Source organism: Kitasatospora sp. NPDC048545, assembly GCF_040651155.1.
In the GTDB taxonomy this organism is placed as follows: Bacteria; Actinomycetota; Actinomycetes; order Streptomycetales; family Streptomycetaceae; genus Kitasatospora.
Genome location: NZ_JBEZIQ010000027.1, coordinates 106,824 through 133,367 on the forward strand (window position 1 = coordinate 106,824; position 26,544 = coordinate 133,367).

Annotated in this window: 22 protein-coding genes and 1 pseudogene; 6 read left to right on the forward strand and 17 right to left on the reverse strand. The window is 72.2% G+C overall.

The annotated features are described in order from the left end of the window. Window positions 1-40: 40 nt before the first annotated feature. The 9 genes and pseudogenes from AB0D10_RS24940 to AB0D10_RS24980 form a co-directional block, all read right to left on the reverse strand. Entirely contained in the window at window positions 41-1,150 is a 1,110-nt protein-coding gene (locus tag AB0D10_RS24940) for a hypothetical protein (RefSeq protein WP_360260139.1), read from the reverse strand. 99 nt (window positions 1,151-1,249) lie between these two features. Then, entirely contained in the window at window positions 1,250-2,782 is a 1,533-nt protein-coding gene (locus tag AB0D10_RS24945) for a polyamine aminopropyltransferase (RefSeq protein ID WP_360260200.1), read from the reverse strand. Between the two features lie 307 nt (window positions 2,783-3,089). After that, window positions 3,090-3,620, reverse strand: a complete 531-nt coding sequence (locus AB0D10_RS24950; protein WP_360260141.1) for a DUF2617 family protein — start codon at window positions 3,618-3,620, stop codon at window positions 3,090-3,092. A 501-nt stretch (window positions 3,621-4,121) separates the two neighbouring features. Further along, a complete protein-coding gene (locus AB0D10_RS24955; protein WP_360260143.1) occupies window positions 4,122-5,282 on the reverse strand; it encodes a pyridoxal phosphate-dependent aminotransferase in 1,161 nt (386 codons plus the stop codon). Window positions 5,283-5,965: 683 nt separating this feature from the next. After that, window positions 5,966-6,511 carry a hypothetical protein gene (locus tag AB0D10_RS24960; protein ID WP_280673771.1) on the reverse strand — a complete coding sequence of 182 codons (546 nt, stop codon included), beginning with the start codon at window positions 6,509-6,511 and terminating at the stop codon, window positions 5,966-5,968. A gap of 17 nt (window positions 6,512-6,528) precedes the next feature. Further along, complete coding sequence (locus tag AB0D10_RS24965) at window positions 6,529-8,289, reverse strand: alpha/beta hydrolase (protein WP_360260146.1); 1,761 nt, start codon at window positions 8,287-8,289, stop codon at window positions 6,529-6,531. A gap of 4 nt (window positions 8,290-8,293) precedes the next feature. Further along, window positions 8,294-8,695, reverse strand: coding sequence for a hypothetical protein (locus tag AB0D10_RS24970; RefSeq protein WP_360260148.1), 402 nt, complete (start codon window positions 8,693-8,695; stop codon window positions 8,294-8,296). Window positions 8,696-9,092: 397 nt separating this feature from the next. After that, a pseudogene (locus tag AB0D10_RS24975) lies at window positions 9,093-9,833 on the reverse strand (aminotransferase class I/II-fold pyridoxal phosphate-dependent enzyme); the annotation flags it as partial. 154 nt (window positions 9,834-9,987) lie between these two features. After that, window positions 9,988-10,545, reverse strand: coding sequence for a YbjN domain-containing protein (locus AB0D10_RS24980; RefSeq protein WP_360260150.1), 558 nt, complete (start codon window positions 10,543-10,545; stop codon window positions 9,988-9,990). A 376-nt stretch (window positions 10,546-10,921) separates the two neighbouring features. Here AB0D10_RS24980 and AB0D10_RS24985 point away from each other — a divergent pair, with 376 nt between their 5' ends. Next, the gene (locus tag AB0D10_RS24985) at window positions 10,922-11,206 is read left to right on the forward strand and encodes a helix-turn-helix transcriptional regulator (RefSeq protein ID WP_360260152.1); all 285 of its coding nucleotides are present in this window, start codon (window positions 10,922-10,924) and stop codon (window positions 11,204-11,206) included. 61 nt (window positions 11,207-11,267) lie between these two features. Here the strand turns inward: AB0D10_RS24985 and clpB are convergent, their stop codons facing one another. Both clpB and AB0D10_RS24995 read right to left on the reverse strand, forming a co-directional pair. Further along, on the reverse strand, window positions 11,268-13,874 hold the full coding sequence (clpB, locus tag AB0D10_RS24990; protein WP_360260154.1) for an ATP-dependent chaperone ClpB: 2,607 nt from the start codon (window positions 13,872-13,874) through the stop codon (window positions 11,268-11,270). 104 nt (window positions 13,875-13,978) lie between these two features. Beyond that, the gene (locus AB0D10_RS24995) at window positions 13,979-14,914 is read right to left on the reverse strand and encodes a LysR family transcriptional regulator (protein ID WP_360260156.1); all 936 of its coding nucleotides are present in this window, start codon (window positions 14,912-14,914) and stop codon (window positions 13,979-13,981) included. 71 nt (window positions 14,915-14,985) lie between these two features. Here AB0D10_RS24995 and AB0D10_RS25000 point away from each other — a divergent pair, with 71 nt between their 5' ends. The 5 genes from AB0D10_RS25000 (at window position 14,986) to AB0D10_RS25020 (ending at window position 20,812) form a co-directional block, all read left to right on the forward strand. Further along, complete coding sequence (locus tag AB0D10_RS25000) at window positions 14,986-16,098, forward strand: TDT family transporter (RefSeq protein WP_360260158.1); 1,113 nt, start codon at window positions 14,986-14,988, stop codon at window positions 16,096-16,098. 778 nt (window positions 16,099-16,876) lie between these two features. Beyond that, window positions 16,877-17,830, forward strand: coding sequence for a LuxR C-terminal-related transcriptional regulator (locus AB0D10_RS25005; protein WP_360260160.1), 954 nt, complete (start codon window positions 16,877-16,879; stop codon window positions 17,828-17,830). Beyond that, a complete protein-coding gene (locus AB0D10_RS25010; protein ID WP_360260162.1) occupies window positions 17,820-18,752 on the forward strand; it encodes a LuxR C-terminal-related transcriptional regulator in 933 nt (310 codons plus the stop codon). The genes AB0D10_RS25005 and AB0D10_RS25010 overlap by 11 nt, the downstream gene beginning before the upstream one ends. Then, on the forward strand, window positions 18,745-19,725 hold the full coding sequence (locus AB0D10_RS25015; protein ID WP_360260164.1) for a helix-turn-helix domain-containing protein: 981 nt from the start codon (window positions 18,745-18,747) through the stop codon (window positions 19,723-19,725). The genes AB0D10_RS25010 and AB0D10_RS25015 overlap by 8 nt, the downstream gene beginning before the upstream one ends. Beyond that, entirely contained in the window at window positions 19,718-20,812 is a 1,095-nt protein-coding gene (locus tag AB0D10_RS25020; RefSeq protein WP_360260166.1) for a helix-turn-helix domain-containing protein, read from the forward strand. The genes AB0D10_RS25015 and AB0D10_RS25020 overlap by 8 nt, the downstream gene beginning before the upstream one ends. A 199-nt stretch (window positions 20,813-21,011) precedes the next feature. Here the strand turns inward: AB0D10_RS25020 and AB0D10_RS25025 are convergent, their stop codons facing one another. The 6 genes from AB0D10_RS25025 to AB0D10_RS25050 form a co-directional block, all read right to left on the reverse strand. After that, the gene (locus AB0D10_RS25025) at window positions 21,012-21,629 is read right to left on the reverse strand and encodes a hypothetical protein (RefSeq protein WP_360260169.1); all 618 of its coding nucleotides are present in this window, start codon (window positions 21,627-21,629) and stop codon (window positions 21,012-21,014) included. A 522-nt stretch (window positions 21,630-22,151) separates the two neighbouring features. Continuing rightward, the gene (locus tag AB0D10_RS25030; RefSeq protein WP_360260171.1) at window positions 22,152-22,976 is read right to left on the reverse strand and encodes a helix-turn-helix domain-containing protein; all 825 of its coding nucleotides are present in this window, start codon (window positions 22,974-22,976) and stop codon (window positions 22,152-22,154) included. Between the two features lie 356 nt (window positions 22,977-23,332). Continuing rightward, entirely contained in the window at window positions 23,333-23,863 is a 531-nt protein-coding gene (locus AB0D10_RS25035; RefSeq protein ID WP_360260174.1) for a helix-turn-helix domain-containing protein, read from the reverse strand. Window positions 23,864-23,870: 7 nt separating this feature from the next. Beyond that, on the reverse strand, window positions 23,871-25,034 hold the full coding sequence (dnaJ, locus tag AB0D10_RS25040; protein WP_360260176.1) for a molecular chaperone DnaJ: 1,164 nt from the start codon (window positions 25,032-25,034) through the stop codon (window positions 23,871-23,873). A gap of 146 nt (window positions 25,035-25,180) precedes the next feature. Continuing rightward, on the reverse strand, window positions 25,181-25,798 hold the full coding sequence (grpE, locus tag AB0D10_RS25045; RefSeq protein WP_360260179.1) for a nucleotide exchange factor GrpE: 618 nt from the start codon (window positions 25,796-25,798) through the stop codon (window positions 25,181-25,183). After that, window positions 25,795-26,544 (reverse strand): Hsp70 family protein (locus AB0D10_RS25050; RefSeq protein WP_360260182.1); only part of this gene is annotated, 750 nt, incomplete at its 5' end. The genes AB0D10_RS25050 and grpE, both read right to left, overlap by 4 nt.

Sequence of the window (26,544 nt, forward strand, 5' to 3'; positions counted from 1 at the left end):
CGTTCAGTCTAGGGCCTGACGACGTCCCCGGCGCTCCCGGCTAGCGGCGGCGCAGGGCCCTCACCAGCACCACGGCACCGCCCAGCAGCGCCACCGAGCCGCCGATCACCCACGGCACCGCGTTGCGGCCGCCGGCGCCCGGCACCACGATCCCGCCCGCCTCGCCGCCCCAGCGGGACGCCGCCCGGGCCCGCGCGCTGCGGGCCGGCAGCGCCGGGGCGTACGGGCCGCGCGGCGGGGCGTGGTCCACCTCCTCGGCGGACCGGCCGACGATGCTGCGGCGCACCGGACCGGAGAGCACCGGCTCCTCCTCGTACGCGAAGAGCGGCTCGACCGGGATCTCCTCGGCGACGGCGTCGTGCTCCCCGGAGCCGTCCTCGACGTCGTCCACCGCCTCGGCGCCGTCGCCGTCGTCGTCCCGGTGGCCCGCGTCCTCGTCCTCGTCCTCGTCCTCGGCGTCCTCGGCGTCGTTCTCGTCGTCGGCGGAGCCGGTGGGGAGACCGAAGCGCTCGGCGTCGGCGTCGGAGAAGGCGATCAGATCGGAGAGGTCGTCGTCGAGGTCGTCGCCGGGCTGGTCCTGGCGGTCCTCGATGAAGACCACCCCGGCGGTGCCGGCCGCGGAGTCCTCGTCCCGGTCCTGCTCCCGGTCCTGCTCCCGGTCGTCGTCCTGCGCGTCGTCCTGCTCGGCGTCCCGGTCCCGTACGTCCTCCGGGGCGACCAGGGCGGCCGCGAAGCGGTCCAGCAGCCGGCGGCCGGTGGCGTCGAGGGTCTCCTCGTCGAACTCGGTCAGCCGGCCGGTGGCGCTCAGGTCGCCGGTGAAGCGGATCACCGCGGTGCCGTCCTCGGCGCCGTCCGCGACACTGACCCGGACGGTGGCGGTCGCCTCGCCGCTGCCCCGGGCCTCCTCGCCCTCGGCGAGCACGGTCAGCACGCCCTCGCGGCCCTCGATCAGCGACAGCACGCCCTTGTACGTAATCGTGGAGCCGCCGATCCGCAGCTTCAGCCGCCCGCCGATCTCCGCGGCCGGGCCGCCCCCGACCGCCGCCGGTTCGGTGCTCAGCCCCGGCACACTCCGCGCCAGCAGCGCCGGATCCTGCAGGGCCTGCCGCACCGGCTCGGCGGGCATCGGGACGACAACCTCATGCTCCATGCCACGGAGCCTACCGACCCGAGCCCGCCCGGTCCCTACCCACCACCACCGGACTTTCCCCGCCCCACCCGCCCCGCCCCGCGGCCGGACGGTCCCGGGTCAGCGGGGGCTGAGGAGGGTGAGGGCGGCCGGGGGACGGCTCGGGCGGTGGGAGTCGAGGCGGTCGGCGGAGCCGCGGAGGGTGTCGGGGGTGAGCGCGCGGGGCGGCGGGGTGTCGGGCGCGAGGGTGAGCGGGGGGCGGGTGGCGGCGGCCAGGAGGTAGTTCTGCGCGGTGTCCGGCGGGCCGGGGCGGCAGGTGGCGTCGGGGCTGCCGGGGACGGCGTACGGCGCGGTCTGCAGTCCGACCGCCCGCAGGCCGGAGTCGATCCGCCAGAGGCCGTCCGGGTCGCTCCCGGCCCGGACGGCGATCCGGCCGCCGGGGGAGAGCAGCCGGGCGGCGAGGCCGTAGAACTCCTGGGAGTGGAACTTGACCGGGCCGCCGTCGGCCGGTGCGGGCAGGTCGGCGAGCACGACGTCGTACGGTCCGTCGCCGCCGGGGGCACCGGCGCTCGCGTCCGCGGCCGCACCGGTGCGCCCGTCCGGGCCGACGCCGCGCAGCCAGGCCATCGGGTCGGCGGCGGTGGTGCGGACCCGGCGGTCGTCCAGGGAGTGGCCGCCGAGGGCGGCGAGCCCGGGGTCGGTGCGGGCGAGCCGGGGGAGCGCGGGGTCGGCGTCGACCAGCCGGACGGAGCGGACACCGGGGTGCCGCAGCACCTCCCGCAGGGCCAGCCCGTCGCCGCCGCCGAGCAGCAGGACGCGGGTGTCCGGGCCGGCGCCCATGGCCGGGTGGACCAGGCCCTCGCTGGCCCGGTACTCGTCGGGCCCGCAGACCGCGAGCCGTCCGTCGAGGTAGAGCCGGACCGGGCCGCCGGTGGGGCCGGTGAGCACGATCTCCTGGTACCGGCTACGGGTGGCGTGGCGGACCTGGTCGCCGTAGAGGGCGTGCCGGGCGGCGCGTTCGACCGCGTCGGAGCCGGCCGCGGCGGCGGCGAGCAGGGCGAGGACGAGCAGGCAGCCGGCCCAGAGCAGCCGTCGTACCCGCGGTGCGGGTTCCTCCCGGAACAGCCAGAGGACGACGGCGGAGCCGGCCACGGCGTTCACGGCGCCGGTGAGCAGCGCGCCGTCGCCGGGGCCGAGCGCGGGCAGGATCAGGAAGGGGAAGGCGAGGCCGCCGATCAGCGCGCCCACGTAGTCGGCGGCGAACAGGTCGGCCGCGGCGCGGCCGGCGTCCTCGCGGCGGATCCGCTGGACGAGGGTCATCAGCAGTGGGATCTCGGCGCCGATCAGGATGCCGATCACGCAGGTGAGGCCGACCATGGCGGCCTGGTAGCGGCCGAGCCAGGCCCAGCTGGAGTAGAGGGCGAGGACGGAGAGCCCGCCGGTGAGGGCGAGTGCGCACTCGACGAGTGCGAAGGCGGTGGCGGGCCGACCGGTGAGCCGCTTGGCGAGCAGCGAGCCGAGGCCCATCGCGAACACCATGACGGAGAGCACGACGGAGGTCTGGGTGACGGTGTCCCCGAGCAGGTAGTCGCCGAGCGCGACCAGTTCGAGCTCGTAGACCAGTCCGCAGGCCGCGCAGACGAACGCGGCCATCAGGACGGTCAGCCGGGCGAGCCGGGGGCGGGAGCGCAGCCGGGACCGACGGCGGGCGGGCAGTGGGGCGAGGCGGTGCCCGGGCCGGGGTGGGGTGCCGTCGTCGAGGTCCACTCGCGGGCGTGCGGGCGGACTGGCCGGATGGTTGATCACGAACAAACGCTAGGGGACGTACGGGACGGATAGCTGCGCCCATCCGACGGACAGTGGACGACGTCGGATTGACGAACCGTTCCTGCGTACGATTCGCAGGTCTGCGCTTTGTGGCGTATGTCCGGATCGGTGCTTCCGCCCGGGCTCGCGGCGGTCACGGACCCGACACCACGAGCGAGGAGCGGGTGCACACCAGCTGCCCCTCCTGCGGGTAGGCGTGCCAGGTCCGCCAGAGCAGGCGGTCGGTGCCGCCCTGGGTGACGAGTGCGGTGAAGGCGCTCGGGTCGCCGGGGAAGACCCCGGCGAGGCCGCGGGGGTGGCCCTCGACCAGGGCCAGCAGTTCCTGGGCGCGGGCCGCGAAGTCGTGCGGCGGCAGCGCCTCGATCCGGGCGGCGAACTCGTACTCCCAGCCGCCGACCTGCTTGGCCACCCGGGCCGGCAGGGGGGTGCGGCGGCCGGGCAGGCAGGCGACGGTCTCCAGGCACCGGCCGGGGCCGGCGTCGATCACCACCTGGTGCGAGGCGCCCAGCAGCCGCAGCTGGAGGGTGCCGGTCGGGCCCGGGTCACCGCCCCCGTCGAGTCTCAGGTCGCGGACCGCGAGAGCGGGCAGCGGGTCGCCGCCGAGGCACCAGGCCAGGTCACCGGCGCGGGTGTCCGTGTAGGAGGTCTGCAGTGTGGTGAGCATGCTCGGCTCCGCGTTTCAGCTCCGTGCGCGCCCGCCGAGCAGCACCGAGTAGGCCTAGGCGATGGCGAGGCTGTTCGTGGCTGTGCGGCCCTGGGCGCGGCCGACCGTGGAAGGAAGGATTCCGGCTGGAGATTCAGCAGCAGAGAAGCATGAATACGCCGGGCCCGCCGGTGATTTACCCAACTTTGTCAAGCATTCACCGTTTCGAGCACACCTGCTCCCCGACTCTGATCGACCCGGTGTGCGACTCTGCACAGCGCGCGCCCCTGTCACCGGGTCACGCGCCGTGCGCGCCGGTTGTGCGCCCTCCACGCGCATCACACGCCGCCGCCCTCCGCGCACGGGGCGGGGAGGGCAGCGGAGAAGTGCCGGACGGGCTGCCGGGAGTGCGGCTGTGACGGCAAACGATCAGGCCGGGCAGGTCAGTTGATGATGCCTCAGAATCGCCTTCGAGGTGGGGTCGCTGCCGGATGAAGGGCGTGAAAGGGGGCGCGCGAGCCCTCAGAGGCGCCGCAGACGGGACACGGCCTCCTGGAGGACGTCATCCCTTTTGCAGAAAGTGAAGCGGATCAGGCTACGGCCGGCGTCGGCGTCGTCGTAGAACACCGCGTTCGGGATGGCGACGACGCCGCAGCGCTCGGGCAGGGCGCGGCAGAACTCGATGCCGTCCTTCTCGCCGAGCGGAGTGATGTCGGTGGTGACGAAGTACGTGCCCTCCGGGGCGAAGACCCGGAAGCCGGCCGCCGCCAGGCCGTCGACCAGCAGGTCGCGCTTGCGCGAGAGGTCGGCGCGCAGGGTGTCGAAGTACGCGTCGGGCAGCCGCAGCGCCTCGGCCACGGCGTACTGGAAGGGGCCGGCGCTCACGTAGGTGAGGTACTGCTTGGCCGTGCGCACGGCCGCGACCAGGGCCGGGGTCGCGGTGACCCAGCCGACCTTCCAGCCGGTGAAGGAGAAGGTCTTGCCGGCGGAGGAAATGGCGACGGTGCGTTCGCGCATGCCGGGCAGGGCGGCGATGGGGTGGTGGGTGGCGCCGAAGACGAGGTGCTCGTAGACCTCGTCGGTGACGACCAGGAGGTCGTGTTCGACGGCGATGGCGGCGATGGCGGCCAGCTCGTCGGCGGTGAGGACGGTGCCGGTGGGGTTGTGCGGGGTGTTGATCAGCAGCAGCCGGGTGCGCGGGGTGATCAGCGCGCGCAGCTCGTCCGGGTCGGGGCGGAAGTGCGGGGCCCGGAGGGTGAGCGGGACGCGCACGGCGCCGGCCATCGCGATGCAGGCGGCGTAGGAGTCGTAGAAGGGTTCGAGGGCGATCACCTCGTCGCCGGGCTCCAGCAGGGCGAGCAGGGCAGCGGCGATGGCCTCGGTGGCGCCGGCGGTGACCAGTACCTCGGTGTCCGGGTCGTACGCGAGGCCGTGGAAGCGCTGCTGGTGCTCGGCGATGGCCTGCCGCAGCTCGGGGATGCCGGGGCCGGGCGGGTACTGGTTGCCGCGGCCCTCGCGCAGGGCCCGTACGGCGGCCTCGCGGATCTCCTCGGGCCCGTCGGTGTCGGGGAAGCCCTGGCCGAGGTTGATCGAGCCGGTGGCCGTGGCCAGGGCGGACATCTCGGCGAAGATCGTCGTGCCCATCCCGGCCAGTCGGCGGTTCAGCAGCGGCCTGGTTCCCATGCGAAGGCTCCTCACGGCTCGTAGTCAGGGCCATCCTCTGATGACTGGCGAGTGATGGACAAGCATCTGCAACCCGCCTGAAGCAGTAGTCCAGTTGGTGTCGCAGCCGGACCGACGGCGGTCCGGGCAGATGGGATCACCGCCGCCAAGGTCGAACGGCTGGTTGGGGGAGAGGCGTGTGAACCAGTGCACGACCACGACGAAGGCAGGAACTCGCTGCCGCAACGAGCTGATGCCCTGGTACGGCATTGGCGAGCACCCAGGGGTGTGCGCACGGCACGCCACCGCCGAACAGACCGCCGCATCGACAGCGGCGCTCGATGTGCCCCTTGACGTTGCCAGCGCGGATCCCGCCGCCCCGTTTCCAGACGTGTCCATCACGCCCCAGCGCCTCATCTGCTCCGTCTCGGTTGGATGGGTCGCCAAGATCCGCGGCACGAACGAGTGGTACGTGTACGCGCGTACGTTTCTCAGCCGAAGCGGCCAGCCGTATGGCTGGCCGCTTCGGCCTCTACGGGTGTCGCGAGATCGGCCCGTACGGGAAGTTCTCGTGATTCTTCGTGGTCAAGGGGCTGTTCCGCCGCCGAGCGGAGCTGGTGGCACCGGAGACAGCCGCGCGTATGGCCCGCCGGTTGGGCCCACGGAGCGCCGACTCCCAGCCGACCTGGGCGGGCTCGGCGGTATCAGTGTGACCAGTAGGAGTCGTCGACCGTCGCGCACTCCGCCTTGACGGACTCCGGTGGCCCCTGCGCGAATCCGCCTGAGCCGTCGGGCTCGGTGGAGTCGGCGACATCGACCACGGAGACATGCAGCTCGGCACAGCCGTCCGCGCCCATCAGGAACTGGAGGTGCTGCTGCGAATCCTTCACCTCCAGCAGCCGCTGCTCACGTCGAACCGCGTACCCCTTCGCGGTCCAGAGCTTCTGTACCTCGTCGAGCCGCTCATTCTGCTTCCCCGGCCCGATCCGGACCCGGCCCCATTGCTCGGCCAGCAGTTCCGCGCGGCCGGTCTTCTTGCATCCCTGGGTACCGCAGAACCCAGTGGTGTCGGCCAGGCTGTAGTACCTCGCTTCGGTCCACTGGAGCCCCGGGTGGAAGGCCCCCGCGACGTCGGCGAGCTCGGCCTCGATCCGGTGCTGCGCCTGCTCGACCGGCACGGTGGGTTCCTCGGGCTCCGGCCAGGCGTACCAGCCGACCAGGAGCGCCAGCAGTACCCCTGGCACGGTCATGCGCCATACCGTGGCCCTCACCTCGGATCCTCCCGGGTGATCGTGTTCCCGTGGCCGCTCACGATCTTCCCGATGTTGGGGAGCGAGTCGCCGCCCTTGTCGTGCTTCCCGAAGTAGTTGTCGTGGGAGTCGGTCACGGTCCCGTCCGCCACTGAGAAGCGCTGCGCGCCGAAGCTCTGGCTTGCCGGGTCCGTGCCGTGCCACAACCCGTCGGGATTCGTGATCGCCTCGTACGCAGCCCAACCGGGAACGAACATCCCGGGGGCCGGTGCGGCCGCGACGGGATCGTACTTGGCCGTGCCGACGTACACGTGATCCGCGCCGACCCCGAGCTGTGACGCCTTGTCCACCCCGACACCCGGGCTGCCGACCAGGACGATGTCGTCGACGGGCAGGCCACCGGGCTGCTGGGTCGCTTTCCCGACCACCAGGGAGCCGTAGCTGTGCCCCTGTGCGGTCATGTGCGCCGGCACCCCCTCGTGAGTGGCCCGGAGTCCGGTCAGGAACTTCTGGTACGCGGCCCCGCCCTCCTCCGCCCGGTCCTGCATGAGCACCGAGGAGCCGGAGCCCTCCAGCTGCGGGGCGTCGTACCCCAGCCAGAACACGGACGCGACGCTCGGGGGCACGTCACCGTTGGCCGTCGCAGCGGTCGTGGCTGACTGGTAGACGCGCTTCGCCGTGGAGGCGTCGCCCGCTCCGACGCCTGCCAGAGTGCTGTTCAGCCCGGGCACCAACGACGAGACGTTCTTGGCCTTGTCCGGGTCGCCCCAGGACAGGATCGCGCGGCCCTGCCCCTGATCGCCGATGCCCAGCAACAGCAGCGGCGGGTCGGAGTTCGGCCCGCCACCATCGTCGAATTTGCCGTCGAGCCGCTTCTGAATGTTCTGGAAGCCGGCGAGCTTCTCCTTGAGGGCGTCGCGCTTGCGCTTCCACTCCGTGTAGTCGGGGTTCTCCACGGGCCCGCCGTTGGTCTCGGCGACGCTCAGCATCTTCTTCGGCTCGGGGCCGAGGTCGGCGAGTTGGCGCTGGCGGTCCTGGATCAGGTTCTTCAGGTTGGTCCGGTTGGCCTGGTCGCGGGCGACGGCGGGGATGCCGTCGAGGTTGCCGATCTGGTCCGGGTGGTTGAGGATCATCCGCTGCTGCTGGTCGTCGGTCAGGCCGTTCCACCAGGCCTTGACGCTGTTCGGGTCGGTGCCAGCGACGGGGATCTGCTGGAGCGCGTTCGCGGCGTCCAGGTCGGTCTTCGCGGTGGCGGAGTCGAGGCCGGTGCCGCTGCTCGCGTTGGTGGCGAGGTGGGCGAGCCGGGCGCTGATGGTCTGGTCCGTGTGGTCGGCCTCGTTGAGCGCGGCGGTGATCCGGGCCTGGATCTGCTTGGCCTGGTTCTCGGCGTCGGTGCCGGCGAAGTTCGCGGAGTTCGGGTCCTTGTCCCAGGTGATCCCGCCGTCGGCGGCGACGGTCAGTTTGTGGGTCTTGGCGTCGTCGAGGGCGCTGATCAGGTGCGACTGGGCGGCGGCGAAGCCGTCGTAGGCGTCTTGCAGGGCCCTGCTGACGAGGCCGATCTCCTGCTGGGCGGCCTGGAGCTCGTTCTCCAGGAGCTGGATCCGGGCCTGGGCGTGGCCGGCGGCGGTGCCCGTCCACTGGGAGCGGTTCAGCCGGTCGACGACCTCGCTCTGCCAGTTGTCCTTGTGCTGGCCGAAGGCGGTGGCCAGGGTGTCGAAGGCGTTCTTCGCGGTGGTGATGCCGATGACGTCGGCGTCGTGAAGGGTCTTGATGTCCATTGGGCTACTCGGCCGCCTTCGCGCTGGCGGGCTTCACGGGGCCCGGCACGACGGTCGTGCCGAAGGGGTCCGGCTCGTCCGGGATCGGCGCGGCCGGGTTCCTCATGCTCGTGTGGACGTCCTTCTCGACCTGGCGGTAGTAGGCGGCCGATGCGGCGAGCTTGGTACCGACGTCGCCCATGTCGCCGCCGAGCTTGTCCAGCAGCGTCTTCCAGTTCGTGCCGCAGTTCGTGATGGCGGCGGCGGTGAGGAAGCCCTGCAGTCCGGAGGCGGCCTGGCTGCACGGATCGGTGATCTTCGAGGTCTCGCCCGGTATGAGACCGCCTATGTGCTGGGCGCTCTGTCCGCAGCCGTCCAGCTCGGCCGGATTGACCTTGAACTCCAAGGCCAGATCAGGATCCGCCATGTGCTCCCCCCTGTAGCCGGCCCCGGGGCGTTGCCCGTCGCCCGCGTTCCCCCCGGAAATGATTACTGTCGGATAGTAATCGGTTGCTCCTGGCTGCGATCGGTGGACCCGGGTGCTGGCATGCACTTTCCGAGATCCAGCGGGTGGACCTTGTTCAGGACGCGGACATCCTGGAGCAGACCGACACCAGCGCCGATCCAAGTGAGGGTTGACTGAGGAACATGGGCGGCGGATCCGGGGGACTCTCTTGGCGGCGTCCTCGAACCCTGTGGTTCAGCAGATGCCGCTCTCGGCCTTCAACCAAGGCATGGGAGCGTTCGCAGGCTGACCTGGCATCTCGGCAGGGCCACCGCATTCGTCCTCAGGTCGCCAGCGAATAGGCAGCCGAGCAGGGCTTGACCCAGCCGACCTTCCAGCCGGTGAAGGAGAAGGTCTTGCCGGCCGAGGAGATGGAGACGGTGCGCTCGCGCATGCCGGGCAGGGCGGCGATCGGGTGGTGGGTGGCGCCGAAGACCAGGTGCTCGTAGACCTCGTCGGTGACGACCAGCAGGTCGTGCTCGACGGCGAGGGCGGCGATGCCGGCGAGCTCGTCGGCGGTGAGGACGGTGCCGGTGGGCTTGTGCGGGGTGTTGATCAGCAGCAGCCGGGTGCGCGGGGTGATCAGCGCGCGCAGCTCGTCCGGGTCGGGGCGGAAGTGCGGGGCCCGGAGGGTGAGCGGGACGCGCACGGCGCCGGCCATCGCGATGCAGGCGGCGTAGGAGTCGTAGAACGGTTCGAGGGCGATCACCTCGTCGCCGGGCTCCAGCAGGGCGAGCAGGGTGGCGGCGATGGCCTCGGTGGCGCCGGCGGTGACCAGCACCTCGGTGTCCGGGTCGTACGCGAGGCCGTGGAAGCGCTGCTGGTGCTCGGCGATCGCGGTGCGCAGCTCGGGGATGCCGGGGCCGGGTGGGTACTGGTTGCCGTGGCCCTCGCGCAGGGCCCGTACGGCGGCCTCGCGGATCTCCTCGGGCCCGTCGGTGTCGGGGAAGCCCTGGCCGAGGTTGATCGATCCGGTGGCGGTGGCCAGGGCGGACATCTCGGCGAAGATCGTCGTGCCCATCCCGGCCAGTCGGCGGTTCAGCAGCGGCCTGGTTCCCATGCGAAAGGCTCCTCACGCGTCGTCGTCGCGCCCATCCTGGGACAGCCGGGGGCCGGGGACAAGAACGGCCCGCCACCGGCGTGAGCGCGGCGGCGGGCCGTGCCGGACGGTGTCGGGCCGTGCTGGGGCGTGGCCGGACGGTGCCGGGGCGGAATCAGGCCTCGTCGGTGCCCTCGGGGGCCTCGCCGTCCTCGCCCTCGATCTCGTTCTGCAGACCCAGGCGCTCGACGATCCACTGCTCGAAGCCGACCGCGGCCTGGGTCCAGTTGGCGGTGGTGGTCACGAAGTAGTCCAGGTTGACGCCGGTGCCGACGATCATCTGGGCCTCGCCGATCAGGCGGACCACGCCGTCCTCGTGGGTGTGGGTGTAGACCTTGGGCCAGAGGGTCTCGCGGTTCCACTCGTCGATCAGGTCGAGGATCTCGCCCTTCTTCTCCAGCGGGTAGGCGCGGTCGTAGAAGGCGCGGACCGCGAAGAGCTCCTTCTGCTCGCCGCGGAACATGTAGTAGACGCGGAAGCCCTCCCAGGGGGCGGTGAGGTCGCCCTCCTCGTCCACGACGTGCTTGAGCTGCATCTGGTCGAGGAGCTGGGTGACCAGGCTCTGGTCCGGGACGACGATCGGCGGCGGGCCGGCCGGCCCCCCGCCCTGGCCGCCGGGCCGGCCGCCCTGGGGCGCGCCGAAGGACGGGATGGACGACGGGTCGATGCTCATGGGGGTCCTCTTCCTCAGTGCACGTGGTGGCCGGCAATGAGAGGCCGCCCTTTCCACCTCCCATCCTGCCTCATCCGGGCCCTCGCTCACAGGGGCAGCCGGGGGCGCGCCGATCTTCCTCCCGGGGCCGTTCGGGGCCGTCCGGGGGTGTCCGGAGGGGCTCGGGCGGACGCCGGTGACGGAGGGTGTCCGGGGTGGGTGCGGGCCCGTGGTGCGGGCCGCGCGGGCGGGCTTGAGTGAGCCACGTCACGCGCCCGGCGCGCGGGTTCGGCTGCCGTGCGGGCCGGATGCGGTTAGCGTGCGACGGAACTCACTTCATGCAAAGTCCGTCCTGTACGGGCAAGTTGAGATGTTCTGAGTTGAGGGGGGAGCAAACATGGACGGAACGGTGACGGGGGAGGGTGCATCGCTCGGGGCGCTGCTGCGGACCATCCGGCTGGACCGGGGGATGACGCAGGAGCGGCTGGGTGACGCGACGGGGTTGAGCGTGCGGTCGATCCGCGACCTGGAGCGGGGCGTGTCCTGCCCGCGGGTCTCGACGCTGCGGCTGCTGACCCAGACCTGGAACCTGCCGGAGGCCCAGGTGGCCGAGCTGCACCGGCTGGCACGCAGCTGGCGGGACCGGTCGAGGCGGCGGCAGCGCAGGGGTGCGGCTGACTGAGCGCGACGGCGCGGGCCGTTCCCGACCACCCGGAGTGGTCGGGAACGGCCCGCGTGCGGCACTACTTCTCCAGCGGCCCCCGGCCGCGGACGGTCAGACGGTCGCCGTCCTCGTCCAGCTCGACCAGGACGGTGTCCCCGTCGTGCACCGCGCCGGACAGGATCGCCCGGGCCAGCTGGTCGCCGATCGCGGACTGCACCAGCCGGCGCAGCGGGCGGGCGCCGTACGCCGGGTCGTAGCCGGTGAGCGCCAGCCAGTCGCGGGCGGCCCCGGAGACGTCCAGGGTGAGCCGCCGCTCGTTCAGCCGCTCGCCGAGGCGGGCGATCTGCAGGTCGACGATCCGGCTCAGCTCGCCGGTGCCCAGCGGGTCGAAGACGACGATGTCGTCCAGCCGGTTGAGGAACTCCGGCTTGAACGCGGACCGGACGGACTCCAGGACCAGCGCCTTCTTCCCGTCCTCCGGGATGTTCGGGTCGACCAGGTACTGGCTGCCCAGGTTGGAGGTGAGGATCAGGATGGCGTTGCGGAAGTCGACCGTGCGGCCCTGGCCGTCGGTGAGCCGCCCGTCGTCCAGCACCTGGAGCAGGACGTCGAAGACCTCCGGGTGCGCCTTCTCCACCTCGTCCAGCAGGACGACGCTGTACGGGCGGCGGCGGACCGCCTCGGTGAGCTGGCCGCCCTCCTCGTAGCCGACGTACCCGGGCGGGGCGCCGACGAGGCGGGACACCGAGTGCTTCTCGCCGTACTCGCTCATGTCGATCCGGACCATCGCCCGCTCGTCGTCGAACAGGAAGTCGGCCAGGGCCTTGGCGAGTTCGGTCTTGCCGACACCGGTCGGGCCGAGGAAGAGGAAGGAGCCGGTCGGGCGGTCCGGGTCGGCGATGCCGGAGCGGGTGCGGCGCACCGCGTCCGAGACGGCCCGCACGGCCTCCGCCTGGCCGATCAGGCGCTTGCCCAACTCCTCCTCCATGCGCAGGAGTTTGGCGCTCTCGCCCTCCAGCAGGCGGCCGGCCGGGATGCCCGTCCAGGAGGCGACCACGTCGGCCACGTCGTCCGGACCGACCTCCTCCTTGACCATCGACTCGGAGGCGTCCTGGCCCGCCGCGCGCTCCTGGGCCTCGGTGAGCTCCGTCTCGGCGGCCGGGATCTCGGCGTACATCAGCTTGGACGCGCGCTCGAAGTCGCCGTCGCGCTGGGCGCGTTCGAGCGCGCCGTGCAGGTCGTCCAGCCGCTCCTTGAGCTCGCCGACCCGGTTGAGGCTCTTCTTCTCCTGCTCCCAGCGCGCCGTGAGCACGCTCAACTGCTCGTTCCTGTCGGCGAGGTCGCGCCGCAACCGGGCCAGCCGGTCGACCGAGGCCGGGTCCGACTCCTTCTCCAGGGCCAGCTCCTCCATCCGCAACCGGTCCACGGCGCGCTGGAGTTCGTCGATCTCGACCGGGGAGGAGTCGATCTCCATCCGCAGCCGGGAGGCCGCCTCGTCGACCAGATCGATCGCCTTGTCGGGCAGGAAGCGCGAGGTGATGTAACGGTTGGACAGGGTGGCCGCGGCGACCAGGGCGGCGTCCGAGATCTGCACCTTGTGGTGCGCCTCGTACCGGCCCTTGAGGCCGCGCAGGATGGCGATCGAGTCCTCCACGCTGGGCTCGCCCACCAGTACCTGCTGGAAGCGCCGTTCCAGGGCCGGGTCCTTCTCGATCCGCTCGCGGTACTCGTCGAGCGTGGTGGCGCCGACCATCCGCAGCTCGCCGCGGGCCAGCATCGGCTTGAGCATGTTGCCCGCGTCCATCGCGGAGTCGCCGCCGGCGCCCGCGCCGACCATGGTGTGCAGCTCGTCGATGAAGGTGACGACCCGGCCGTCGGAGGCCTTGATGTCGTTCAGGACGGCCTTCAGCCGTTCCTCGAACTCGCCGCGGAACTTGGCGCCCGCGACCATCGCGCCGAGGTCCAGTGCGACCAGCCGCTTGCCGCGCAGCGACTCCGGTACGTCGCCGGCCACGATGCGCTGGGCCAGGCCCTCGACCACGGCGGTCTTGCCGACGCCGGGCTCGCCGATCAGCACCGGGTTGTTCTTGGTCCGGCGGGAGAGCACCTGGACGACCCGGCGGATCTCCTGGTCCCGGCCGATCACCGGGTCGAGCTTGCCGTCGCGGGCGGCCTGGGTGAGGTCGGTGCCGTACTTCTCCAGCGCCTTGTAGGTGCCCGCCGGGTCCGGTGAGGTGACCCGGCCGCTGCCGCGGACGTCCTTGAACGCGGCGAGCAGCGCCTTGGGCGTGGCGCCCTGCTGCACCAGCAGCTCGGCGACCGGACCGCCCTCGGCGGCCAGGCCGACCATCAGGTGCTCGGTGGAGACGTACTGGTCGTCCAGGTCGTCCGCGCGCTTGCCGGCCTCGGTGAGCACCGCCAGGGTGTCCCGGGCGAGCTGGGGCGCGGCGACCGTCGAACCCATCGCGCTGGGCAGCCCGGCCGACTGGCGGCGGGCCTCGGCGTCGATCCGGGCGGTGTTCGCCCCGACCGCCTCCAGCAGGGGCCGGGCGATGCCCTCGGGCTGCTCCAGCAGGGCGATCAGGATGTGCACCGGCTTGACGTCCGGGTTGCCGGACGCGCCCGCCTGCCGGATCGCGGCGGACAGGGCGTCCTGCGTCTTGGTGGTGAACTTGCTGGCGTCCACTGCTGGGGGGTCCTCCCTCGTCGTCCTTCACTGCTGCCATCCGCAGCATGCAATAAGTTGAGTCTACTCCGCTCAACCTTTTTCCGGGCCCAATCCTTCCGGACTCAGGGGCGACTTCCGGCTGAACGCCTGGGGGCGGGCCGCTGGGTCAGCACCAGCAGCTCCCGGGCGGGCCCACCCGGCCGCTGCCCGGCGGGCCATACCGCCCGCAGCGGCCGCCGCAGGTCCAGGTCCTCCGCCAGCGGCACCTCGACCAGCCGCCGGGTCGCCAGCTCCTCCACCACCGCCAGCTCGCTCAGGCAGACCGGCCCGGCCCCGGTCATCGCCGCCGCCTTCAGCGCGGTGGACGAGGCCAGTTCGAGGCGCGGTTGCGCGGCGCCCCCGAACGGCCGCAGCGCCGTCTCCAGGACCTCCCGGGTGCCCGAGCCGGGTTCGCGCAGCACCAGCGGGGTGGCCGCCAGTTCCGGCCCGGTCAGCGGGGTGCGGCGGCGCGCCCACGGGTGGCCGGGCGCCACCACGACCACCAGCCGGTCGGCGGCCACCACCGCGCCGGCCAGCCCGGGCGGGGTGGCCGGGCCCTCGACGAAGCCGAGGTCCGCGTGCCCGGCCAGGACGTGCCCGGCGACCTCCGCCGAGTTGGCGGTCCGCAGCGTCACCGCGGTGCCCGGACTGGCCTCGGAGAGCCCCAGCAGCCAGCCCGGCATCAGGTACTCGGCGACCGTCAGGCTGGCCACCACCCGCAGCTTGGCGTCCCGGCGCTCGCGCAGCGCGTCGATCCCGGCGTCCAGCGCCTGTGCGGCCTCCACCACGTGCCGGGCCCACTCCACCACCAGCCGGCCCGCCTCGGTCGGCCGGCTGCCCCGGGGCGAGCGGTCCAGCAGCGGGACGCCGATCTGCCGCTCCATGCCCTTGATCCGGGCGCTGGCGGTCGGCTGGCTGACGCCCAGCTCGGCCGCCGCCCGTCCGACGCTGCCCAGCCGGGCCACGGCGAGCAGCAGTTCCAGGGCGCCGAGTTCGGGGACACGCGGAGAGAGGGCCATAGATCCAGGCTATGCCCCCATAGGATCCTCGGCGCTACCGGCGGCCGCCCTTCGGGTCGATGGTGGGAAGCATGTCCACCTTGGCCGAATCCCGCCCCCTCACCCGCCCCGCCGCCCGCCGCTCCCGGTACGACCTCTCCCAGCTCGGCCCCAACTGGTACGCCGCTGTGATGGGCACCGCGATCATCGGCAACGGCGCCGCCGCCCTGCCCGTCCGGCTGCCCGGGCTGATCGGCTTCGGCGAGGTGATGTGGGCGCTCGGCCTGGCCGCCCTGCTGGTGCTGGGCACGGCCCGGCTGGTCCACCTCACCCGTCACCGCGGGGCCGCCCGCGCCCACCTGCTGGAGCAGCCGGCCGTCGCCGTCTTCTACGGCTGCCCGCCGATGGCGCTGCTCGCGGTCGGCCTCGGGACCCTCCTGCTCGGCTCCCGGGTCATCGGCACCGGCCCGGCGGTCGCCGTGGACGCCGTGCTGTGGGGCGTCGGCACCATGTACGCGCTGGCCGTCGCCGGCGGCATCCCGTACCTGATGATCACCCGGCACCGGCTCTCCGCCCTGGAGGCCAACCCCACCTGGCTGCTGCCGGTGGTCGCCCCGCTGGTCGCCTCCGCCTGCGGCCCGGCGCTGGTCCCGCACCTGCCGGCCGGGACGGCGCAGCAGGCCATGCTGTACGCCTGCTGTGCGCTGTTCGGGATCGGGCTGTCGGCCACCCTGGTGCTGCTGCCGGTGGTCTTCACCGGGCTGTTCCACAGCAAGCTGCCCGCCCTGGTGCTCACCCCCTCGCTGTTCCTGGTGCTCGGCCCGCTCGGCCAGTCCGTCACCGCCGTCCACCAGCTGGCCGACGCCGCCCGCCCGGTGCTGCCCGCGCTGGCACCCGCCATGCTCGACCTCGCCGAGCTGTACGGCGTCGCGGTGATGGGCGTCGCCGTGCTGTGGCTGGCCGTCGCGCTCGCCGCCAACCTGCGCGCCCGCCGGGCCGGGATGCCCTTCGCGATGACCTGGTGGGCGTACACCTTCCCGATCGGCACCTGCGTCACCGGCGCCTCCGCGCTCTCCCGGCACACCGGCTTCGGGGGCTTCACCGCGCTGGCCGCCGGGCTGTTCCTGCTGCTGGCGGTCGCCTGGGCGCTCGCGGCGGGCGGTACCGCGGCGGGCCTGGCGCGCGGGCGGCTGCTGGCGCGCTGAGCCCGGGGGCGGGCGGGGGCCGCCGCGGGCGTCCCGGGGGCGCCCCCGGGAGGCGGATTGTCACCGCGCGTAGACGTGCAGCTCAGGACCATGCCGCCGTTGCAGGAACGCGCACCCGTGAAATGACCGTGCACAGCCAACCGGCGGTACCGCCGGGCGGCGCGACCACCCCCCGCTGGCCTCGGCCTTTACCGGAATCCGCGCCGCCGCACGAGACCCCGGCCCCGCCCATCGGTGCAGGTAACTGCAATTGCGCGAACATGCACTCGGGCTGCACTTGTTCACCGGCCGTCACACTGTGAGGGTGGAGACACGCCAAGTCGCCCGGGCAACCGCAGCCCGAAGGTGGCGACTTGCTCTTCGGAACTGACCGTCGGCGCACCATTCCCGCGCCGGTGGAACGGGGGGGAAGAGCGCCGGCCGGGGACCATGTGTGGTGATGGCCCCCGGGACCGGAGCCGTCGAGGCGTTGCTGCTCCGCCTCGACGGAAGCGCCGTGGCATTGGCGTGCAGACGGCGGCCCCCGGACGTCCCGGTGTGCGACGGCACCCGGGCCCGGGGGCCCGCCGTCCCAGCGGTCCCGCGACCGCCGAACCGCATGATCACGCCGTACCGGCCACCCGGTACCGTGAGCCCGCCCGGCAACCGGCACCCACGGCTCGTGCGGCGGGGGAGCGCGGCCCGCAGAGAACGCGGGCAGCACCAGGGGAGAGGCGTCCGGCAGGGAGAGTGCGACGTGACGGCGGAACGGGCGGTCGCACCGCACCAGGCAGGCCCCGTGGGCGAGGAACCCGACGAGGCCGCCCGACAGCTGTACCTGGCGATCATCGCCGCAGGCGGCCGCATCCCCTGCGCCGGAGTCACCGACACCGACCGGGCCGCCCTCCAGCAGCTCATCGACATCGGCCTGCTGATGGTCAACCCGATGGACCGCTGCTACACCGCCGTCAGCCCGCGCTCCGTCAGCGACCGCCTCGGCTCCGAACTCCGCAGCGAAGCCACCCGGCTGCTGGTCCGCGCCGAGAACCTCCCCGGCGCCCTCGACGGCCTCACCCGCGCCTACGACGCCATGCCCCGGCCCTCCGGCCGGGCCGGAGGCGCCGTCCACGTCGAGGGACACGTCCACATCCGCCAGCGGATCTCCCAACTGGTCTCCGACTGCCGCTCCGAGGTCCTCACCGCCCAACCCGGCCACCGCCCCGCCGACACCCTGCAGGTCGCCCTCCTCCAGGACGTCCAGCTCCTCCAGCGCGGCTGCTCGCTGCGCACCATCTACCAGCCGGTCGCCCTCGCCGAACCGCCCGCCCTCGCCTACGCCGAGGAAGTCACCCGGCACGGCTCCCTCATCCGCGTCCTCGACGAACCCTTCCAACGGCTCATCGTCTTCGACCGCACCGTCGCCGTGATCTCCGCCAGCGACGACAACAGCACCGCCGCCTTCATCAGTGACCCGGCCACCATCACCTTCCTGATCGGCACCTTCGAACGCGACTGGGCCCGCGCCGACACCGCCGAAGCCGCCGCCGCCCTCGGCCAGGGCCCCACCCGCACCATCCCCGACCGTGTCGGCCGGCTGCTCGCCCGCGGCCTCACCCAGCGTGCCGTCGCCACCCGCCTCGGCCTCAGCGAACGCACCGTCGCCGCCCACATCTCCCGGCTGCGCGACCGCCACGGCGCCCAGACCCTCTTCCAGCTCGGCTGGCTCATGAGAGGAGCCCGCGATGACCGATGAACCCGGCCAGGCCGAACGCGCCCTCTACCTCGCCGTCGTCCGCGGCGGCGGCCGACTGTGCCCCGAACACCTCGCCCCCGCCGACCGCCCCGCCTTCGCCGCCCTCGTCGCCCGCGGCCTCCTCACCACCACACCCACCGGCTGGACCGCCGCCAGCCCGCGCGCCCTCGGCGACCGCCTCGGCTCCGAACTGCGCACCCGCGCCACCCGCCTGCTCCAGCACGCCGAACGGCTCCCCGACGCCCTCGCCCCGCTCGCCCTCGCCTACGACGCCGTGCGCCGCCCGCACGGACCGGACGGCGACGCCGTCCACCTCGACGGCAACGCCGACATCCGCCAGCACATCTCCGAACTCGTATCGGAGTGCCAGGAGGAAGTCCTCGCCGCCCAACCCGGCCCCCGCCCGGTCGACGGCCTCCGGATGGCCCTCGCCCAGGACCTCTCCCTGCTCCGCCGCGGCTGCTCCCTGCGCACCCTCTACCAGCCCGCCGCCCTCGTCGACCACACCGTCCAGCGCCAGGTCGCCCTCCGCACCCGGCAGGGCGCCCGGGTCCGGCTGCTCGCCGAACCGTACGAACGGCTGCTCGTCTTCGACCGCAAGGCCGCCGTCATCCCCGCCGCCGAGGACCGCAGTCGCGCCACCGTCCTCACCGACCCCGCCGTCGTGGCCCACCTCGTCGCCCACTTCGAACGCGACTGGGCCCGCGCCACCCCCGCCGACCACCACCTCGACCCGCCGCACCCCACCACCGTCCGCATCGGCCGGCTGCTCGCCCGCGGCCTCACCCAGCGTGCCGTCGCCACCCGCCTCGGCCTCAGCGAACGCACCGTCGCCGCCCACATCTCCCGCCTCCGCGACCGCCACGGAGCCCACACCCTCTTCCACCTCGGCTGGCGCCTGCGCGGAGAACGCCGTGACTGACACCCCCTCCACCCTGCTCTCCGCCGCCCTCCCGGACCCCGCCGCCCGCGCCCGCGACCTCGCCGTCCTCCGCGAGGGCGGCCGCGTCCGCGCCGCCGAGGTCGGCCCGGACGACGGGCCCACGCGGCGACGGCTGGTGGAACTCGGGCTGCTGGTACCGCAGTTGCAGGACTCGGCGGACAGCGCGGTCGACCCGCGGGCGGCCACCGAGCGGATCTCCGCCGAGATCCGTCGGCAGAGCGCCCGCCTGCTCACCGAGGCCGGGCAACCGCCCGAGCTGATGGGCGAACCCACCAGCGCCTACGACGCGACCCCGAAGCGGCGCAGCGTGGGGACCGGCGTGCGTCACCTCGGCGCGAAGGAGGACATCCGCCACGAACTGGAACAGCCGGCCCAGGAGTTCCCCGGCGAGACCATGACCGCCCAGCCCGGCGGCCCCCGCCCCGCCGAGCACCTGCCCGACTCCCTCGACCGCGCTCGCCGGGTCCACGCACGCGGCGGCACGGTACGGAGCCTGTACGAGCCCTCGGCCGAACTCGACCCGCCGACCGTCCGGTTCGCCGCCGAGGTCACCCGGCTCGGCTGCACCACCCGGGTGGTCGCCGCGCCCTTCAAACGCTTCCTGGTCTTCGAACGCGCCGTCGCCGTCATCCCCGCCGCCCACGACTACAGCAGCGCCGCCGTGGTCGACGACCCGGCGACGGTGGCCTTCGTGGTCGACACCTTCGAACAGCTCTGGCAGCAGGCCGAAGGCGTCAACTGGGAAGCCCTCGCCACTGGTTCGGCCACCCCGACGGCCCACGAGCAGGTGGGTCGTCTGCTGGCCCGGGGGCTCACCCAGCGGGCGATCGCCAGTCGGATGGGTGTGAGCGAGCGGACGGTGGCCGGTCACATCGCGCGGCTGCGGGAGCAGTACGACGCGGAGACGCTGTTCCAGCTGGGGTGGCAGATGAGGGGAGCACGTGATGTCTGAGCCCGACCTGCCCGACGCCGCCGCGCGGGAGCTGTACCTCGCCGTCCTGCGCGAGGGCGGTCGCATCCGGATCGCCGACATCGCGGCGGACGACGAGGACTCGGTCCAAGCGCTGCTGAAAATGGGCCTGTTCAAGCCCGACCTGCCCGACGCCGCCGCGCGGGAGCTGTACCGGGAGGTCCTGAAGGCGGGCGGCCGGCTGCGGCTCGCCGACGTCCGGCCCGAGGACGAGCCGGTGGTCAGGCAACTCACCGGGCTCGGCCTCCTGGTCCTGCACGAGACGGACGGGTTCTACACCGCGATCAACCCCCGGGCCGTCAGCGAGCGACTGGGCGCCGACCTGCGGGAGGAGAGCAGCCGTCTGTTGGCCAAGGCCGCCGTCATCCCGGATCTGCTGGAGGACCTCGCCCAGGCCTACGAGGCGGCACCACGTCAGACGGGACCGGTCGGCGGAGTGCGGCAGGTGGCGGGCATGATGGAGATCCGCCACCTGCTCTCCCAGTTCATGACGGAGTATCCCCACGAGGCCCTGACGGCCCAGCCGGGCAGGTTCCGGCCACCGGCTCAGCGAGGGGACGGCCTGGAACAGACGCGCCGCTACATCGAGCGCGGTGGTTCGGTCCGCACCATCTACCAGCCGCAGGCCCGACTCGACCGGGACCAGGTCGAGTACGCGGCGGAGACCACGATGATGGGCTCGCGGCTACGCGTCCTCGACCTCCCGTTCAGCCGGGCCATCATCTTCGACCGCACCATCGCCCTGATCTCGGCGGCCTCCGACAACAAGGCCGCGGCCCTGGTGGAGGACCCTACGACCGTCGCGTACCTGGTCGGGGTCTTCGAGCAGCAGTGGGCGCAGGCCCAGGTGGTCGACTGGGTCGCACTGGCTGTCGGTTCGGTCGAGCCCACCATCCATGAACAGGTGGGTCGCCTGCTGGCCCGGGGTCTCACCCAGCGGGCGATCGCCACCCGTCTCGGCTTCAGTGAACGCACGGTAGCCGGTCACATCGCGCGGCTGCGGGAGCAGTACGACGCGGAGACGCTGTTCCAGCTGGGGTGGCAGATGAGGGGAGCGCGTGATGTCTGAGCCCGACCTGCCCGACGCCGCCCGGGCTCTCGTCTCCGGTCACGCCGTCGCTCTGATCCCGGCGACCCCTTGGCTGCGGTGTCGCCGCTGTGGTGGCGGATCCTGCGACGGTGGCGCGTGTCCGGTCTGGACCGCCGGGTTCCGATGGCCGTCGGCGGTGCGGGAGCCCGGACGGGAGAGTCCGGTGGGTGAGCTCTGCTCAGCCGGTGGCGGCGCCGGTCGGCCAGTAGCCGGGGACCGGGGGCTGCTGCCGGGGGACGGTGAACTGCTCGCCGGGGGCGGTCCAGAAGCCCTCGCGCAGGGAGAGGGCCATGCCGGCCCAGTCCAGCGCGGTCTCCACCGTGTGGTTGAGGGCCTCCTGCGACCAGGTGTCGTCGAAGACGAGCGGCAGGACGGGGGCGACCTGCTCGATGGTGGCGATCAGCGGGTTGTGGGTGATGGCCTCGTCGACCAGGAGGACGATCGGCTTCCGCAGCGCCGACGCCCAGCCCAGCTCCAGGCTCACGCCGGCCGAGAGCGGCGCCCCCACGTAGGCGAACACGAGGTCCGCGGACTGCAGGGCGCGGAAGTCGGACGGAACACGGGGCTCCGGCGCGCGGCCGGAGATGGTCCAGGCGTCACTGTGGTGCGCGCTGTACACGGCGGCACCGCTGCGGAGCAGGGTGGTGCGGAGCGTCGTCAGCCGCGTCCGGCTGGCGAGCGTCACCACACTGTCGGCCGGGCCGGTCAGCCGCATCAGCGGAGCGGCCAGGAACACACGTGCACGCCGACCCTCAGGGGCCTGGCTGTCGTGGTGACGCAGGTAGGGCTCGGTCATGTCGTCTCCGGGGAAGAGGCCTTCCGGTCTGCGTGGCTCACCGAGACGGTGCACGTTGATCAGGCCGAAGGGCTTACAGCGGACGGGGGTGGTGGCGTATTTGAATGAACATTGCCAGGATTGGAGGCTCTGTCGGACTATCGAGAGCGAACTGATCGTCCATCGCTAACAGCCTTCGCGTCCAGGGTTCACCAGTGTCATGTGGATGCCTGGCAGGGAGATGACGCGGAGGCGAGCTTGGCATGCCTGTACGACTTGAGGCAGCATGTGCACGATAGTGGTTCTCTTGTCGATTGCCGCAGTGCGCACGAGGAAGGGGTAGGTGCATGTCTCGTCTGCGCCGATTTGTCCGCAAGACCGTGTTGATGTCTTTTGTTGGCGCGACAGTGTTGCTCGGTGCCTACTGTGCTTCTGTGAATGCGGCGGGTCAGCCTGGAACGGTCACGACGGCGTCGGTGAGCTCTGACCTGGACATCGGCTGGGCCTGATTGCTGTGTGGACGGAGACGCTCGGACCCTGCGCTCAATGCGGGGGCTGTTCTGACGCGCGGGCCAGCGCGTACCCGAGCTGGAACAGGGACTCTACGTTGTAGTCCTCGCGCATCTCGGCGATGTGTCTGGCCAGGGTCCGTTCACTGATCCCCAGGCGACGAGCGATGACTCGGTGATTGATTCCGGCGAGAAGCAGGTCGATGATCGTCTGGCGGAGCCGTGAAACGACCTGCTGCGGCACTGCGCGGTTGCCATCGAATTCCAACGCCCTGTTCCAGCTTGGCTCGAAGACCTCTTCCACCAGGTAATTGGCGATGACCGGTTCGAATATGAATGCTGCCAGCGTCATGTCGTCGGCCACGGGGATGACAGCCACGCGCCGGTCGATGACGATGAGTCGGGTGTAGGGCTCGTCCAGGGTGCGGAACTGCCCTCCGGCCTTCGCGAGTTTGGCGACGTAGTCCCTGGTGGGTTGGTGGTACCGGGTGCTGGCGTGGTAGATCGTGCGCATCGACGTGCCACGGTTGAGCCCGTCCAGATCGCGCTCGATCATGGCCGCGAGCAACTCCGGCGGACGCGGTCCGCCGGGCTGGAGAGCGAGGGTTTCCTCGGTGCCGGCGGTGAAGATCTGATCGAGCCGTTGGTTTATCAGGACCTTTCCCTGGACGTACTCGATCGCGCCACTGCTCTTCTCCGGCGCGTGGAATTCCTGGGAAAGCTCCTGCAGTTCGACCGGGAGTGAAACCGCGCGCGACAGGAGATCGAGGGCCTGGCGCTGCCAGGCGTTGCTGAGCCGTGCGGAGAGCTGTGCGGGATCGACAGCGACCAACTCGCTACGGTCGTCCGCGTCGGGCATCAACAGCCCGATCTCCAGGAGCTCGGTCAGGAAGGTGAGTTGATGGCACCTGGATTCCGGGGAAACCCGCCCGCCGTCCTGGACGATCTCCAGGTAAAGGGATCGGGCCCCGGGTGACAGAGCGGGAGTCCCACTCACTGTGGGACCGAGTTGAGCCCGTCCACTCATCTTCGGCTCCTTGCCATTATCCGAGGCTGCTCAGGATCTCTCGGCCCTGAAGTTTAGGCTGCGAGTCCCGTGACGCGTTGACAGTGCGGCGGGTTCGGTCAGCTTGCCAGAGTGTCACTCTCTCACCAAGACCGAGCCGCCGGCACCCCCCGAACAGGAGGGGCCGGCGGCGGTGTCCGTGGGCCGGGTCAGCGCTTGGGGCGCCAGACGACGAGCGCGCTGGAGTGCGGGGTGGGCGGCTGGTAGGGGACGAGGTCGCGGCGGTAGGAGGCGTGGACGGCGGCCTCGCGCTGCTGGAGGGCGGCGGCGGCGCCATCCAGGGAGTCGACCAGTTCGGCGATGCGGGACTGGAGGGCGGTGACCTGGTTCTCCAGCTCGATGATCCGCTTGATGCCCGCCAGGTTGATGCCTTCGTCCTGGGAGAGCCGCTGGACCTCGCGCAGTTGCTGGATGTCGCGGGCGGAGTAGCGGCGGCCGCGGCCGGCGGTGCGGTCGGGGCAGACCAGGCCGAGGCGGTCGTACTGGCGGAGGGTCTGCGGGTGCAGGCCGGACAGTTCGGCGGCCACGGAGATGACGTAGACCGGGGTGTCCTCGGTGAGGACGTACGCCGGCGGGGCGGTGGGGGCCCGGCGGGTGCGGCGGGTGCCGTCGCCGGGCAGGCCTTCGCCGATGCCGGGGCCGATCGGGCCGTCGTGGTTGATCGGATTCATCGGGGACATCTGGTCGTCACGCTCCCTTCGCCGCCCGGAAGAGGGCTGCTCGCGGATCGTCGGAGGCGGTGGCCTCGCGGTACTGCTCCAGGGCGTTCAGCGCGTCGCCGCTGACGTGCTGGGGCACCACGACCTCGACGGTGACGAGGAGGTCGCCGCGGGTGCCGTCCTTGCGGGTGGCGCCCTTGCCGCGGGCGCGCATGGTGAGGCCGTTGGCGCTGCCCGGGGGGAGTTTGAGCTTCACGGCGGGGCCACCGAGGGTGGGTACCTCGATGGTGGCGCCGAGGGTGGCCTCGGGGAAGGTGACGGGGACGGTGACGGTGAGGTTGTCGCCCTTGCGGCCGAAGACCGGGTGCGGGTCGACGTGCACGGTGACGTAGAGGTCGCCGGGCTGTCCGCCGCGTTCGCCCTGGGCGCCCTTGCCCTTGAGTCGGATGCGCTGGTCGGCCTGGACGCCGGCCGGGATGCGGACCTGCATGGTGCGGGCGGAGCTGGCCCGGCCGCTGCCGTGGCAGTCGGTGCACGGGTCGTCGACGATCATGCCCCGGCCGCGGCAGTCCTTGCACGGCTCGGAGAGCGCGAAGGCGCCCTGGCCGCGGCTGACGGTGCCCGCGCCGACGCAGGTGGGACAGACCCGGGGGGTGGTGCCGGACTTGGCGCCGGTGCCGTTGCAGGTGCGGCAGGGCGCCTGGCTGGTCATCCGCAGCGGGACGGTCGCGCCGTCGACGGCTTCTTCGAAGGAGAGCGTCACCTCGGTCTCGACGTCGGCGCCGCGCCGGGGCTGGGCCTGTCGGGGGCCGCCGCGGTTGAAGAGGCCGCCGAAGACGTCGCCGAGTCCGCCGCTGCTGCTGCCGCCGCCCTGGTTGCCGCTGAAGAGGTCGCCGAAGTCGAAGCTGTAGTTGCCGGCGCCGCCGGGGCCGCCGCCGGCCCGGAAACCGCCGTTGGCGAAGAGGCTGCGGGCCTCGTCGTACTCCTTGCGACGCTTCTCGTCGGAGAGGACGTCGTACGCCTCGGAGATGTCCTTGAACCGCTCCTCGGCCTTGGCGTCACCCTTGTTGGCGTCGGGGTGGAACTCGCGCGCGAGCTTGCGGTAGGTCTTCTTGATCTCGGTGGCGGTGGCGTCCTTGGGCACGCCCAGGACTTTGTAGTAGTCCTTCTCCACGTAGTCCTTACCGCTCACGGCTTGAGCCACCTCCCGATGTCCATCGTCACTGGGCTGTCAACAGCGCGTGGGGACGCGGCTGTCGACAGAGCGCTGCGGAGCCGGCCGCCGTACTGGCCGGCGTACGACTCCGCAGCGCACTGGTTTTCGGCTGTCACAGGGTGTCAGCTGTCCGAGCCGCCGTCGGACTTGTCCGCGTCGCCCGACTTCGCGTCGGTGTCGGCGGCCGGCTGGGTGCCCGGCTGGGGCTCCGCGACGGCGACCATCGCCGGGCGGATGATCCGCTCGCCGATGCGGTAGCCGGGCTGGAGGACCTGCACGCAGGTGTCCTCGGCGACGTCCGAGGAGTAGCTGTGCATCAGCGCCTCGTGCATGGTCGGGTCGAAGGGCTCGCCCTCCTTGCCGAACTGCTGCAGGCCCAGCTTGGCGACGACTGTCTCCAGGGACTCGGCGACGGACTTGAAGCCGCCGGTGACCTCGCCGTGCTCGCGGGCGCGGCCGATGTCGTCCAGGACGGGGATCAGGGACTCCAGGATGTTGGAGACCGCGATCTCGCGGACCGTCAGCCGGTCGCGCTCGACCCGCTTGCGGTAGTTCTGGTACTCGGCCTGCAGGCGCTGCAGGTCCGCGGTGCGCTCGGCCAGCTCGCGCTTGGCGGTGGCGAGCTCCTCCGGGGAACCCTCGGCGGCACCGGCCGACGCGGCTTCCTCGGCGGCCTTGATCACGGCCTCTTCGGCGGCGGAGTCGTCGCCGGGCTTTCCGCCCTGCGGCTTGTCCGTCATGCCGACGCACCGCCCTTGGGCTTCTCGTCGTCCACGATCTCGGCGTCGACGACGTCGTCGTCGGCCTTGGCCTGGGCGGAGTCGCCGGCCCCGGCGGCACCGGCGGTGGCGTCGGCGTTGGCGTACAGCGCCTGGCCGAGCTTCTGCGCGGTGGTGGAGACCTTCTCCGAGGCTTCGCGGATCTTCGCGATGTCCTCGCCCTTCAGGGCCTCCTTGAGCTCGCCGATGGCGGTCTCGACCTCGGTCTTGACGTCGCCGGGGAGCTTGTCGGCGTTGTCGGCGATGAACTTCTCGGTCGAGTAGACGAGCTGCTCGGCGGAGTTGCGGGTCTCGACGGCCTCGCGGCGCTTGTGGTCGTCCTCCGCGTACTGCTCGGCCTCGCGGCGCATGCGGTCGACCTCGTCCTTCGGCAGCGAGGAGCCGCCGGTGACGGTCATCTTCTGCTCCTTGCCGGTGCCGAGGTCCTTCGCGGCCACGTGCATGATGCCGTTGGCGTCGATGTCGAAGGTGACCTCGATCTGCGGCAGGCCGCGCGGCGCCGGCGGCAGGCCGGTCAGCTCGAACATGCCGAGCTTCTTGTTGTACGCGGCGATCTCGCGCTCGCCCTGGTAGACCTGGATCTGCACGGACGGCTGGTTGTCCTCGGCCGTGGTGAAGATCTCGGAGCGCTTGGTCGGGATCGTGGTGTTGCGCTCGATCAGCTTGGTCATGATGCCGCCCTTGGTCTCGATGCCGAGGGACAGCGG

What these genes read in the sequence shown, in the direction of transcription:
- AB0D10_RS24965 (WP_360260146.1), bottom strand. Translation starts at nt 8,289, where the DNA reads ATGGACATCAAGACCCTTCACGACGCCGACGTCATCGGCATCACCACC.
- AB0D10_RS25020 (WP_360260166.1), top strand. Translation starts at nt 19,718, where the DNA reads ATGTCTGAGCCCGACCTGCCCGACGCCGCCGCGCGGGAGCTGTACCTC.
- grpE (WP_360260179.1), bottom strand. Translation starts at nt 25,798, where the DNA reads ATGACGGACAAGCCGCAGGGCGGAAAGCCCGGCGACGACTCCGCCGCC.
- AB0D10_RS24945 (WP_360260200.1), bottom strand. Translation starts at nt 2,782, where the DNA reads ATGGCCGCGTTCGTCTGCGCGGCCTGCGGACTGGTCTACGAGCTCGAA.
- AB0D10_RS25030 (WP_360260171.1), bottom strand. Translation starts at nt 22,976, where the DNA reads ATGCCCGACGCGGACGACCGTAGCGAGTTGGTCGCTGTCGATCCCGCA.
- AB0D10_RS25000 (WP_360260158.1), top strand. Translation starts at nt 14,986, where the DNA reads ATGTCCACCTTGGCCGAATCCCGCCCCCTCACCCGCCCCGCCGCCCGC.
- AB0D10_RS24955 (WP_360260143.1), bottom strand. Translation starts at nt 5,282, where the DNA reads ATGGGAACCAGGCCGCTGCTGAACCGCCGACTGGCCGGGATGGGCACG.
- AB0D10_RS24940 (WP_360260139.1), bottom strand. Translation starts at nt 1,150, where the DNA reads ATGGAGCATGAGGTTGTCGTCCCGATGCCCGCCGAGCCGGTGCGGCAG.
- AB0D10_RS24950 (WP_360260141.1), bottom strand. Translation starts at nt 3,620, where the DNA reads ATGCTCACCACACTGCAGACCTCCTACACGGACACCCGCGCCGGTGAC.
- AB0D10_RS24985 (WP_360260152.1), top strand. Translation starts at nt 10,922, where the DNA reads ATGGACGGAACGGTGACGGGGGAGGGTGCATCGCTCGGGGCGCTGCTG.
- AB0D10_RS25025 (WP_360260169.1), bottom strand. Translation starts at nt 21,629, where the DNA reads ATGACCGAGCCCTACCTGCGTCACCACGACAGCCAGGCCCCTGAGGGT.
- AB0D10_RS25035 (WP_360260174.1), bottom strand. Translation starts at nt 23,863, where the DNA reads ATGTCCCCGATGAATCCGATCAACCACGACGGCCCGATCGGCCCCGGC.
- AB0D10_RS24970 (WP_360260148.1), bottom strand. Translation starts at nt 8,695, where the DNA reads ATGGCGGATCCTGATCTGGCCTTGGAGTTCAAGGTCAATCCGGCCGAG.
- AB0D10_RS24960 (WP_280673771.1), bottom strand. Translation starts at nt 6,511, where the DNA reads ATGACCGTGCCAGGGGTACTGCTGGCGCTCCTGGTCGGCTGGTACGCC.
- AB0D10_RS25010 (WP_360260162.1), top strand. Translation starts at nt 17,820, where the DNA reads ATGACCGATGAACCCGGCCAGGCCGAACGCGCCCTCTACCTCGCCGTC.
- AB0D10_RS24980 (WP_360260150.1), bottom strand. Translation starts at nt 10,545, where the DNA reads ATGAGCATCGACCCGTCGTCCATCCCGTCCTTCGGCGCGCCCCAGGGC.
- AB0D10_RS24995 (WP_360260156.1), bottom strand. Translation starts at nt 14,914, where the DNA reads ATGGCCCTCTCTCCGCGTGTCCCCGAACTCGGCGCCCTGGAACTGCTG.